Annotated in this window: 12 protein-coding genes; all 12 read left to right on the forward strand. The window is 37.4% G+C overall.

Going from position 1 to position 12,665, the window contains the following annotated elements; all coding sequences use genetic code 11:
- Positions 1-302 precede the first annotated feature (302 nt).
- The 12 genes from R2R28_RS20985 (at position 303) to dnaN (ending at position 12,613) form a co-directional block, all read left to right on the forward strand.
- The gene (locus R2R28_RS20985) at positions 303-938 is read left to right on the forward strand and encodes a hypothetical protein (RefSeq protein WP_316827618.1); all 636 of its coding nucleotides are present in this window, start codon (positions 303-305) and stop codon (positions 936-938) included.
- A 9-nt stretch (positions 939-947) separates the two neighbouring features.
- Positions 948-1,598 carry a hypothetical protein gene (locus R2R28_RS20990; RefSeq protein WP_316827619.1) on the forward strand — a complete coding sequence of 217 codons (651 nt, stop codon included), beginning with the start codon at positions 948-950 and terminating at the stop codon, positions 1,596-1,598.
- Positions 1,577-2,362, forward strand: a complete 786-nt coding sequence (locus tag R2R28_RS20995) for a sensor histidine kinase (RefSeq protein ID WP_316827620.1) — start codon at positions 1,577-1,579, stop codon at positions 2,360-2,362. The genes R2R28_RS20990 and R2R28_RS20995 overlap by 22 nt, the downstream gene beginning before the upstream one ends.
- Complete coding sequence (locus tag R2R28_RS21000) at positions 2,359-2,991, forward strand: response regulator transcription factor (RefSeq protein WP_316827621.1); 633 nt, start codon at positions 2,359-2,361, stop codon at positions 2,989-2,991. The genes R2R28_RS20995 and R2R28_RS21000 overlap by 4 nt, the downstream gene beginning before the upstream one ends.
- A gap of 137 nt (positions 2,992-3,128) precedes the next feature.
- Entirely contained in the window at positions 3,129-4,049 is a 921-nt protein-coding gene (locus R2R28_RS21005) for a glycerophosphodiester phosphodiesterase family protein (protein ID WP_316827622.1), read from the forward strand.
- 81 nt (positions 4,050-4,130) lie between these two features.
- Positions 4,131-4,838 (forward strand): ATP-binding cassette domain-containing protein, encoded by a 708-nt coding sequence (locus R2R28_RS21010; protein WP_316827623.1) that lies wholly within the window; start codon positions 4,131-4,133, stop codon positions 4,836-4,838.
- An 81-nt stretch (positions 4,839-4,919) separates the two neighbouring features.
- Positions 4,920-5,387 (forward strand): hypothetical protein, encoded by a 468-nt coding sequence (locus tag R2R28_RS21015; protein ID WP_316827624.1) that lies wholly within the window; start codon positions 4,920-4,922, stop codon positions 5,385-5,387.
- A gap of 224 nt (positions 5,388-5,611) precedes the next feature.
- Complete coding sequence (locus R2R28_RS21020; RefSeq protein ID WP_316827625.1) at positions 5,612-6,127, forward strand: hypothetical protein; 516 nt, start codon at positions 5,612-5,614, stop codon at positions 6,125-6,127.
- A 198-nt stretch (positions 6,128-6,325) separates the two neighbouring features.
- On the forward strand, positions 6,326-7,012 hold the full coding sequence (locus tag R2R28_RS21025) for a porin family protein (protein ID WP_316827626.1): 687 nt from the start codon (positions 6,326-6,328) through the stop codon (positions 7,010-7,012).
- 2,032 nt (positions 7,013-9,044) lie between these two features.
- The gene (gene gldF / locus R2R28_RS21030; RefSeq protein ID WP_316827627.1) at positions 9,045-9,770 is read left to right on the forward strand and encodes a gliding motility-associated ABC transporter permease subunit GldF; all 726 of its coding nucleotides are present in this window, start codon (positions 9,045-9,047) and stop codon (positions 9,768-9,770) included.
- On the forward strand, positions 9,770-11,455 hold the full coding sequence (gene gldG, locus R2R28_RS21035) for a gliding motility-associated ABC transporter substrate-binding protein GldG (RefSeq protein WP_316827628.1): 1,686 nt from the start codon (positions 9,770-9,772) through the stop codon (positions 11,453-11,455). The genes gldF and gldG overlap by 1 nt, the downstream gene beginning before the upstream one ends.
- Positions 11,456-11,488: 33 nt before the next feature.
- Positions 11,489-12,613, forward strand: coding sequence for a DNA polymerase III subunit beta (gene dnaN, locus R2R28_RS21040; RefSeq protein ID WP_025143176.1), 1,125 nt, complete (start codon positions 11,489-11,491; stop codon positions 12,611-12,613).
- Positions 12,614-12,665: the final 52 nt, after the last annotated feature.

Raw genomic sequence — 12,665 nt, forward strand, 5'->3', positions numbered from 1 at the left:
TCTTTGTTTCTTCTTTTTCAAGGTTTTTGACATGGTTTTCAGGTTTAAATATTGCCTACTCTATTTAGGATTTTCGGCTTCTTCCCAATTGGTTTTGATTGATAATTAACAATACCCAAAATTGGAGAGTAGGTGCTACAAAAACCTTAGTTAAACCACTAAAAGCCAGTAGTGAAAGCAACAAAATAAATTGCAGTGAAAACAACAGTAAAATATGGGGAAAACCCCATGCCTTATCCCTTAAAGTTTTATCACTTTTGAGAATTAACATTAACTTTAATCAAAACCTAAAAATTATGAAAATGGAACATTTCCTTATTTATGCCATCGCATTTTTATCCGGTGCATTGGTACTTTATATACTGCAAAAAATAATGGCATTGATTAATAGGGACGGGGATAGGAGTTATCCCAATACGATGGACAGCAGATTGATTAAACAGATGGTGAACGCATATCGTGATAACCATTTGGAAGCTATAAATAAAACTTTGGGTTTTAATGATGCCCACTCGGTTTCTTTTGGTTTAAAAACATTGAAAAAATTTATAACCGATATCGAATACCAAACCAAAAAGAGAAACCCGGGTATAGGAATAGGCGCATTGGGCGTACGTTTTTATTATGCTGCATATCCAAAAGAAAGCGAATGGGAGAACCTTGATAATGAAAAATCGATAAAAAAAGTGTATGCCCAAAAACATACGCTGGTGATGATCCCGACTTTGAAAAAGAAGATCAGCAATGGAAGTTACCAGGATTACGACTTTAATCCTTTGGATAAAGCTACTTATTCGATAAACGATCGCGAAAAAGAACATCCGGTTGCCATGATGATGATGGATGCCCAGGTTAGTGATGATCAATCGGGAGAGGTAATGGCGCAAAACCATGGGCAGCTTATTCCGCCAGCTGAGGCTGTTCAAGAGTCTTTTTAAATTTAAAAAATGACAGGTATCCAAAATTTTTTAAGCAATGCACTCTTGTGGATAGAAGGGGTGGCAGCTGTAATTGCGCTTTATTCATATTATAAAAATACAAGCAATAACTTTTGGCAATATTTCGTTTTCTACCTCGTATTTATTTTTGTATGTGAGCTTTTTGGTAAATACGGAGAGAATCTGATCACCTTCTCAAAAGCGCAGTTTTATAATTATCTGGTAATTCCTTTGCAGTTTCTGTTTTTTTATTGGTTATATGCCGTAAAATCATTGAAAAAATGGGGTTTATTTATCATTTTCTCCTTATTGTATTTGATTTCCTTTATTCCAAGCGAATTTTACTTTAAAGGAAGTAAAATCATCTTTTCATTTAATTACACTTTCGGGAGCCTTATTTTAATGGTTTTAGTGTTGATGGAATATTATAAGCAGATTACCTCTTCGGATATTATTAATTTTAACAAGAACAGGATGTTCTACATTAATTTAGGAGTAACCCTGTTTTATATTGGTACATTACCATTCTGGACATTTTATTACTTACTGGTAAAATACCTCCGGATATGGGATATTTATTTTGATTATTTCCTCATTTCAGGTATTATAATGTATGTATTATTCTCAATTTCATTTATATGGGGAAAACAGAACTCTTAATTACCATTATTTTATTTAACCTGTTTTTTGTGCTGTTTGTGGTGGCCGTTTTGGTGTACATTAAAAAATATAAGCAGCGCAAAAGAGAATACCTGAATGAAATCGAAATTACAAACGAAATTCATCAAAAAGAGCTTTTAACAACACAGTTAGAAATACAGCAGGCAACCATGCAGCAAATCGGACGTGAGTTACATGATAATATCGGACAAAAATTAACCCTGGTAAGCCTTTATACCCAGCAGCTGGTATATGAGAATAAAGTACCGCAGGAAAATGAAAGGATTGAGCAGATTTATCAGATCATCAATGCATCCTTACAGGATTTAAGAAGTTTATCAAAAAACCTGACCAACGATAATGTAATTGAAAATGAAATGGTAACTTTAATACAAGAAGAAGTAAACCATATTAATGCTTTAAAGAGGTGTAAAGTAACTTTTGAACATAATTTCGAACATATCGATCTGGAGTTTGTAAAAAAGAACGTATTGTTGAGGATTACGCAGGAATTTTTGCAGAACAGCTTAAAACATGCACGTTGTAATCATATTACCATCAAATTAAAATCATCTCCCGAGTTTTATTTGGCACTACGCATACAGGATGATGGCGTAGGTTTCGACTACGAAAAGTTAACTGCAGATGGTATCGGGTTAAAAAACATGAAAAAAAGGGCCGAAATCATTGGCGGACATTTTAACCTGCAAAGCAAACCCGATTTCGGTACCACACTTACCATTTTACTAGATAAACAATCATGAAAAAAACAATAGTTGTTGTTGATGATCATATCCTCATCGCGAAAGCGCTTCAGGGTATTATTAATAACTTTGCAGCGTTTGAAGTGATTTATGTGTGCGAAAACGGGAAAGACATGATCGGAAATTTCGAAAGCAATTGTATAATACCCGATATTGTACTTTTGGATATCAGTATGCCCATTATGGATGGTTATGAAACCGTAAGCTGGTTAAAGGAGCATTATCCGGATATAAAAGTGATGGCTTTAAGCATGCAGGATGAAGAAAAAAGTGTAATTAAAATGGTGAGTAATGGTGCAACAGGTTATTTGTTAAAAAATGCGCATCCGGTAGAACTCGAAAATGCCTTAACCAAACTAGATAGCAATGGTTTCTTTTATCCCGACTGGGCATCAAAAATCATCTTCTCCAGTCTCAATAAAAACAAAGAGAACGAAATCAAAATTTCAGAGCGGGAAAAAGAGTTTTTAAAATATACCGTTACCGAACTCAATTACAAAGAAATAGCCGATAAAATGTTTTGCAGCCCGCGTACCGTTGAAAGTTACCGTGACCAGCTCTGCGAAAAACTGGAACTGAAAACCCGCGTTGGCCTGGCTGTTTTTGCGATAAAGAATGGATTTGCCTAATTGGGTAGATTGTAGTTGGGCTAATTGTTTAAACTGGTTAACTATTTATGAGATCTAAGATCAGGAACTATGCAATTAACCTCTCTGCGTTTAAACAATTAACCGATTAACATTCCATTTTTTCCTACTTTTGAACCATGAAATTCCATCACTTACTATTCTTGGTTATTATTGCCGTGTTTAGCTCGTGCAAACCAGAAGAAAAAAGCCATCAATATCTTAGGTTTAATACTCCTGCAGAATTATACCAATTCTTAAAGTGGTCACCTGAACGCCGCTTTCCTTTAATCAGTGCCCACCGCGGCGGACCAATGCCGGGCTTTCCTGAAAACTGTATTGAAACGTTTAACAATGCCACCACCTACAATCCTGTAATTATTGAATTTGATATTGCTTACAGTAAAGATTCCGTAATGGTAATCATGCATGATGATCAACTGGATCGAACTTCCACTGGTAAAGGACTAGTTGCTAATTACACTTACGAGGAATTAAAAGCCTTTAATCTTAAGGATAACGAAGGCAACGAAACCAAATTTAAGATCCCTACTTTAGATAGCGTGTTAAGTTGGAGCAAAGGCAAGGTTTTGTTAACCATCGATTTAAAAAAAGGCGTTTCTTATGCCAAAGTGATCGAAAAGGTAAAACAATACCAAGTAGAAAGTAATTCGATTATCATTACCTACACGGCCGATCAGGCGAAGGAAGTACATCAACTGGCGCCGGATTTAATGATTTCGGCCTCTGTTCAAAAGAAAACCGAGCTAAAAAGGTTAAACAATATGGGCATTCCCAATAACCGGATCGTAGCTTTTGTTGGTGTTTCTGCTCCAGATAAAGAATTATACCAATATTTGCACAGCAAGGGCATAACAACTATTTTAGGTACAATGGGCAATATTGATAAAAGTGCAATCGCCGCACCGGCTAAAATGGTATATTACCACCTCGTTAACAATGGTGCTGATATTTTATCGGGAGATAACCTGCTTCAGGCATCAGAAGAGCTGGACAAATTCAGGTACAATAAAAAATTAAATTCATCGCATATTAATTAACCACAGCTGAACAGAATAACCACGGATAAATAGGTTTAAAATCTGTGTTTATCTGTGCAAATCTGTGGTAAAAAACATAAAATGAGTATTTCAGTTAAAAATCTTTCTAAACATTACGGTAAGCAAAAGGCTGTAGATGCCATCAGTTTCGAGGCTAAACCTGGCCGGATTTTAGGCTTTTTGGGGCCGAATGGAGCGGGCAAATCAACCACTATGCGTATGCTTACCGGTTATTTAGAACCAACCGCAGGATCAGCAGAAATTTATGGTAAAAACATTACCTCGCAGGCCATAGAAGCTAAAAGACATATAGGCTACCTCCCCGAAAATACGCCGCTTTATACTGATATGTATGTTAAAGAGTTTTTAAGCTTTGTTGGGCAGACATATAAAATCGAAAACTTAAGCGCCCGTATTGATGAAGTGATCAAAATGGTAGGTTTAACGCCAGAGCAGCATAAAAAAATCGGTATGTTATCAAAAGGTTACCGCCAGAGGGTAGGCTTGGCACAAGCCATTATCCATAATCCCGAGGTTTTAATTTTAGATGAACCCACTTCCGGTCTCGATCCTAATCAGCTGGTTGATATCAGGCTATTGATCAAAAATTTGGGTGCTGCTAAAACGGTGGTCATCTCTACACATATTATGCAGGAGGTTGAAGCCATTTGCGATGATATCATCATCATCAGCAAAGGTAAAATAGTAGCCAACGATTCGCTCGAAGGCCTGAAAAAAGCTCACCAACAACAATCATTAGAAGATATTTTCAGAAAACTTACTGCTTAATCCATGTTTGGTTCAAACAACAAAATCATATTAATTGTCGTTTTATTATTTTCAGTTCCCATCGCATTAAAGGCCCAAAATATGGCAGGTATCGGTATTGCTGCAGAATTGGGTTTGCCATCAGGAAACTTTTCTAACTTATCTGGAATAGGACTTGGAGCATCCTTTAAGGCTGATCTTCCAATTGCTGACAATTTTGCGGTTACCTTAAACGCAGGTTTTATGAACTTTTTTGGCAAAAGAAGTCAATTATTTCATGTTCAGGATTTAACTTATATCCCAACAAAAGCCGGACTGAAATATCAGCTGGGTGAGCATTTTTATGCCGAAGGTGAGTTAGGGGCTGCATTGCCATTAAATAAAAACCAACAAACTTTGTTTGCCTGGTCGCCTGGCATTGGCAACCAATTTAACCTTTCTGGAGGCAATAAGCTCGATTTAGGCATCCGCTACGAAGCGTGGACGGGTAAAAATAACATAACAGGCTTAGATAAATCTAACTCCAAAGGATTTGTAGGCGTCAGACTTGCTTATGTTCTTGGAATATAACCACCTCTACCGTATCATTTTTTGAAATTTTCATTAAAAACATACAATTTTATCGCCTTTTAAAGTCGGATACACCTTTCCGGAATAAAATCTTTATTTGCTTAATTTGCATTAAATCAACTTATTAAGTGCCATTTTTTGTGTTTTTAATTTTGTTTGTAACATTTTTGGCATAATGCTTGTCTAAAAACCGAAATAATTAACGAACAATAAATAATAATCCCATGAAAAAAGTATTACTATCTTTATTAATGGTTGCAGGCTTAGGCTTTGCAGCTTCAGCTCAAACAGAAGGCGCAGTAAAAAAAATCACAATAGGCGCAGAAATAGGCTTACCTACTGAAAAAGGTTCAAGTGACCTAGGTTTGTTGGTAGCTGGTGGTTCATTACAATATGAACATCCCGTAGCAAAAGATTTAAACTTGACAGGTTCAGCAGGATATTTATCATCATTTTCTACTAAAAAGGATGTTGATGTTAGTGGCGGCTTAATTCCTGTTAAGGTTGGAGCCAAATATTATTTTGGCGGTAATTTCTACGGTGCTGCAGAATTAGGTGCTGGTTTCGGTACTAACGAAGGGGCGGGTACTGCATTTATTTATGCGCCAACCCTAGGTGCTTCATTTTCAGTGAGTCCTAAAAATAACTTAGATTTTGGCGTTCGCTACGAAGGCTATTCTCAGAAAGGTGTATCTTCTGGTATAGTTGGTTTACGCGTAGCTTTTGGTTTTGGATTATAGTAAGAAACTACAATTTATTTTCAAAGCCGCGAATTACTTCGGGGCTTTGTTGTTTATAAGCTATTCAGGGTATCGTAGTTAATAAAATAAATCAGGGCTTATTCTTTAACTATTAAATTAGTTTTTTTATTATTGTAGCGTTTTCCTTCCAAAGAGGTGAAAACACGGAAACTAAAAAACAATTCTCAAAAAAATCAGATGAAAAAATTAGTATTATCTTTATTAACAGTTGCAGGCTTAGGTTTTGCAGCTTCAGCTCAAACTAACAACATCAAAATCGGTGTAAAAGCAGGGGTTACCTTTCCTACTTTTGGAACTTCAGGTACAGAAAATCAAGGCGACAACTGGAAAACAAATACTTCTTTTTATGTAGGAGGTACGGTTGATATTGCAGTTTCTGATATGTTCTCTATTCAGCCTGGCTTATCGCTAATTGGTAAAGGTGGCAAGGCAGATCTTTCTGAATATCATGCAGAATTAGGAAACTCCTACACATTAACTGGCAATGCTAAATTGAGTACAATGTACATCGAACTTCCGGTAAATGCAGTCGTTAATTTTAACACCGGCAGCGGAAAGTTTTTTATTGGTGCTGGTCCTTATTATGCCATGGCCATCAGCGGAAAAACAAAAACAGCAGCAACTTTAACATACGGTGGGACTTCAGTTAGTGATTCATCAAACGAAGACATTAAATTTGGTAAAGACGGAAGCATGAAACGTGGAGATTTTGGTGTTAATTTTTTAGCCGGTTATCAGTTAAATAATGGCTTTAACATTCATGCAGGTTATGGTTTAGGTTTAAGTAATCTTGATTATTCGGATGCAAGTGCATCGAAAGTAACCAATCGGGTATTATCAGTTGGAGTAGGTTTTTCTTTCTAAAATCTATTAAATCAAAGGAGAGGTTGTATCAAAAAGCAATTTCTCCTTAGATTTTGTCATGTTGAGCTTCCCTAAGAATCTGGAAAAGTCGTCGAAACATACTAAAATACTTCACTTAGTCCTTCAACAAGCTATCAATAACAGATTATAAAAATTAATCGTCATTCCCGCGCAGTCCTATCGTGTGGACACATCTTTTAGGCACTATATAAGGCACTATGCTAGCTTGCTTTGAAATAACACAGCCCTTACCGAAGCACGCCCGTCAATCCCCAGGGCCAGGAAAATCAAAAAAACAGGCGTACAGTAGTACAAATGGCACTATCAAACCTAAAACGCAGTGGTTTTGTGTTTCATGTTTGCAAAAACTTTTCACCCAGCCCTAACAAACAAAACAAAGTGTCACTGTTTTTTTGATATGTATGGGGATTGTGTAAAAGGCCCCTTGCTGGATTGATAAAGCATTTTTGCATACTTTTGATGCCTCAAAAGTTTGATGCCTTGCGGCATAGGAGCAAATAAAACTAATCTAATATTTGTGTCCACACGATAGGCGCAGGCGGGAACCACGAAGTGCTCAGCGAAGCTAATCTTAATGCAACCTGCAATCCCTGCTAAGGCATTTCGATTGCCAGTCGAGCTGGCAATGACGATTCTACGCACTGTCATCAACACTCCGATGTATTTGAAAAATGCCAACCTCTATCAATGACAGATTCTAAAGAATGGTCGTCATTCCCGCGCAGGCGGGAATCTTAATGCAACCTGCAATCGCTACTAAGGCATTACGATTGCCAGTCGAGCTGGCAATGAGGATTCTACGCACTGTCATTAAACCTCCAATGTATTTGAAAAATCTAACCTCTATCAATGACAGATTCTAAATAGTGGTCGTCATTCCCGCGCAGGCCTATGGTGTGGACACATCTTTTTTAAATTTTTGTGGCGTTATGCTAGCTTGCTTTGAAATAACACAGCCCTTACCGAAGCACGCCCGTCAATCCCAAGTGGCGGAAGGATCAAAAAAAACAGTTGCACAATAGGACAACTTGCACTACCAAACCTGAAACGCAGTGGTTTTGTGAAAATATCACTCAAACTTTCATTGAGCAGAAACGAGCAAAACAATTGCCGCTGTTTTTTTGATGAGCGTGGGATGGTAAGAAGCCAGATTGCCAGATTGACAAAGCGCTTTGGGTACTTTGGCGCCCCAAAATGCGCAGCATTCTTGAACACCATTAAAAACAACATTAACTGTGAAAAACTACCTTGCCGCCGCGGCATAGAGCGGGAAAAGAATCTTTATAATTAATTGTGTCCATACGATAGGCGCAGGCGGGAATCTTAATGCAACCTGCAACCCCTACCAAGGCATTACGATTGCCAGTCGAGCTGGCAATGACGATTCTACGCACTGTCATTAAACCTCCAATGTATTAGAAAAATGCTAACCTCTATCAACGACAGATTCTAAATAGTGGTCGTCATTCCCGCGCAGGTGGGAATCTTAATGCAACCTGCAATCCCTACTAAGGCATTACGATTGCCAGTCGAGCTGGCAATGACGATTCTACGCACTGTCATTAAACCTCCAATGTATTAGAAAAATGCTAACCTCTATCAATGACAGATTCTAAATAGTGGTCGTCATTCAGACTGGAGTGTAATCCCGAACATTCGGGAGAGAAATCTTTGTAACAAGTTATCAAATCAAGTTTAAAAGATTTCTCTACTGCGGTCGAAATGACGATACCACGAAGCCATTTACCTTTTTACCCATCTGTCACTAATATTGATTTTTATACCATAAATTATCCCTCAGAATGACAGATTATAACGCTCAGGTGTATTTGAAAAATTCAATTCTAAATTTATCGTAACATGGAAAACTCAGGTGGTCATAAAAAACAAAAACTACGCTGTTTAATTAACCATCTACTGTACCTCATAAAATTTAAGCTGTTTTCCTCGTTTGTAAAGCCGGTATTTAATTTGCAGGAATAAATGGTTAACTTCGGCGTTTTAATAGCACATGTACGCAGTTTTTAAACGCGAGTTATTCAGTTTCTTAAGTTCGATGGTTGCTTATATTACCATCGGCATTTTTTTATTGGTTTCAGGGCTGTTACTTTGGTTCTTCCCCGATACCTCGATACTTGATTATGGTTATGCCGAATTAAGCGGTTTCTTTAGTTTGGTGCCCTATCTTTTCATGTTTCTTATTCCAGCCATTACCATGCGCTCTTTTGCCGAAGAAAGGAGAGAAGGGACTTATGAGTTGCTGGTTACACGCCCAATCCGGATCTGGCAGATTGTTGTGGCTAAATACCTCGCCAGTTTGGTGCTGGTATTGTTTGCTTTAATTCCTACATTGGTTTATTATTACAGCATTTCAAAACTGGGTTTTCCCGAAGGAAATATTGATTCAGGCTCAGTTATTGGTTCTTACATCGGTTTATTTTTATTGGGAGCAGCCTTTACTTCTATAGGCATATTTTCTTCAGCGCTGACTAAAAATCAGGTAATTGCCTTCGTTATCTGCGCTGCTTTATGTGCATTTTCCTTTTTAGGTTTCGATTATACCAGTCAGATTACTGCTTTTCAGCCTATTGAAGCTACCATATCCAATTTTGGCATCAATCAGCATTATACGTCCATCAGTCGTGGTGTTTTAGATACCAGGGACCTGATTTATTTTATCACATTCTCTGTTTTGTTTCTGTTGGTAACCAAATTAATCATAGGAGGGAAACGATAATGAAACTGAAAAATAAATGGATTAATTTTGGTATTATAATCGCTGTATTAATTGTTTTAAATGTGGCTGGGTCTTATGTTTTTCACCGTTTCGATTTTACGGCCGACAAACGTTTTACGCTGAATGAAAAAACAAAATTATTGCTCGTAAAAAATGAACAACCAGTAATTATCACCGTGTTTTTAAATGGTGAATTGCCACCAGCTTTTAAACGTCTGCAAGCCGCTGTAAGTGATATCCTGTCTGATTACAAAGCCTACTCAAAAGCAGATTTTAAACTGGTTTTTGTTGATCCGTTAGCTGGCCTAAGTACGCAGGAACAGGATACGGTAATATACAACCTGGCACAAAATGGAATCGAGGCAACCAGGACGACCTTAAAAACAGAAAGTGGTTCAACCGAGAAACTGGTGGTGCCAATGGCGATGATAGAAAGCAATGGCAAACAGATGCCGGTTAAATTACTCCAGAATTTTAATGTTGTAGGAGGTTATGAAGAAAATATTAACCGATCTATCGAAAACCTTGAATATACGTTAACTTCAAGCCTTAAAAAGCTGATCAATGGTTATAATCCAAGAATTGGCTTTACAGAATCTAATGGAGAATTGTCTGATTTACAGTTGTATGATGCCAGAACCACATTGGCCAATAATTATATTACTGGCAGGGTTGATTTAAACACCATTACCAAAGAGGGCTTAGATAAGCTTAACATGATGGTAATTGCTAAACCGAAAAAGCCTTTTACCGAAACCGAAAAATACAAAATCAATTATTTTGTAATGAAGGGTGGAAGCATCCTCTGGAGTATTGACCAGGTTACTGCCGAATTGGATAGTTTAAGGGGTAGGGGAGGTGAAATGGCTACCAACAATAACCTGAACCTTGATGACATGCTTTTTATGTATGGCGCCAGGATTAATTACAATATCATTGCCGATCCGGCAAACAGTGCAGAAATTCCCATTTCAACCGGAGCCGTTGGCGGGCAGGGACAAATGCAGCTGGTACCCTGGATTTATTACCCGATTTTATTGCCCGATACCGTTCATAGTGTTGTTAAAAAGTTAGATGGTATCAAATCAGAATTTCCGAGTACAGTAGATACCATTGGAGCAAAAGGTGTAAGCAAATCTTATATCTTAAGCACCTCTCCATTTAATAAGGTGTATAATACGCCAAAACCATTTAGCCTGGCTATGGTGGCAGAACAACTGGATCCACGGGCATTTCAAAGTGTTCCGCAGCATGTTGGGGTGATGTTAGAAGGAAATTTTCCTTCTGTATTTGCCGGCAGGCCCTTGCCGGCGGGCATTACAGCTCCTTTTACCACAGAAACTACCAGTAAACCAGGTAAAATGATTATTATTGGAGATGGTGATATCTTTAAAAATCAGGTTTCTGAAAAAGATGGTTCACCTTTTCCGCTGGGTTTTGATCGTTATTCGCAACGTACTTATGGAAATAAAGCCTTATTATTGAATGTTGTTGATTATTTTACCGATGAAGATAACCTGATTGCACTGCGGAATAAAGAAGTCAGGATCAGGTTGTTGGATAAAGCTAAAATTAAGCTCGAAAAAACCAAATGGCAGTTCGTAAATGTAGTAGCGCCCTTGTTATTGTTAATATTCTTTGCAATTTTTCAACATTATTACCGCAAATACAAGTACGCTAAATAATTTTTCTATTTTTGAAGAAGACTAAATGATATCATGAGATTTATTGTATCCACATCAACTCTATTAAAACACTTACAAACTGTAAATGGTGCCTCAAGCAGCAGTACTGTTTTACCTATATTAGAAAATTTTCTTTTCGAAATTAAAGATGGAAACTTAACTATCTCGGCTACCGATCTGCAAACCAGTATGACAACTGCACTGGCTGTAGAATCAAAGGAAGAAGGTAAAGTGGCAGTTCCATCAAAAATTTTATTAGATACGCTTAAAACCTTACCAGATCAGCCGATTGCATTTAATATTGATGACAGCACTTTTGCCATCGAGATTAGTGCGGGAGACGGTAAATATAAATTGAGTGGCGAAAATGGTGACGATTTTCCAAAGATTCCTGTTGTAGAAAACGCTTCTTCGGTAAACTTACCTGCATCGGTTTTAACCGAAGCCATTACCAAAACCATTTTTGCAGTAAGTAACGATGAACTTCGTCCGGCAATGACGGGTGTTTTTTGTCAGTTATCTCCTCAGCACATCACATTTGTGGCTACTGATGCCCATAAATTAGTGAGGTACCGCCGTATGGATAGCAAAGCAGATAAAGCAACTTCATTTATTCTTCCTAAAAAAGCTTTAACCCTTTTAAAAGCAGCTTTGCCCTCTACCGATATCAACGTATCTGTAGATTATAATGCAACAAGTGCTTTCTTTAAGTTCGAAAATATTAATTTGGTGTGTCGTTTAATAGACGAACGCTATCCAGATTATGAGGCAGTAATTCCAACAAACAATCCTAACAAATTAATTATCGATAGGGGTTTGTTTTTAAATACACTTCGCAGGGTTGTAATTTTTGCCAATAAAACGACACACCAGGTGAGGTTAAAAATTAGTGGCAGCGAATTAAATATTTCTTCTGAAGATTTAGATTTCGCAAATGAAGCACATGAGCGTTTAAGCTGTCAATATGATGGTGAAGACCTTGAAATAGGCTTTAATGCACGTTTTTTAATCGAAATGTTAAGTAATTTAAGCGGTGATGAAGTTACTTTAGAACTTTCAACACCAAACAGGGCCGGTCTGTTAATTCCACAAACCAATGATGAAAACGAAGATGTTTTAATGTTGGTAATGCCGGTGATGTTAAATAACAGCTATTAAAATCTACTATTATTTTAGTTTTCATAGGAAATGGCTTGGTTTTTGACCAAGC

It is taken from the genome of Pedobacter miscanthi, assembly GCF_032678605.1.
Taxonomy (GTDB): Bacteria; Bacteroidota; Bacteroidia; order Sphingobacteriales; family Sphingobacteriaceae; genus Pedobacter; species Pedobacter miscanthi_A.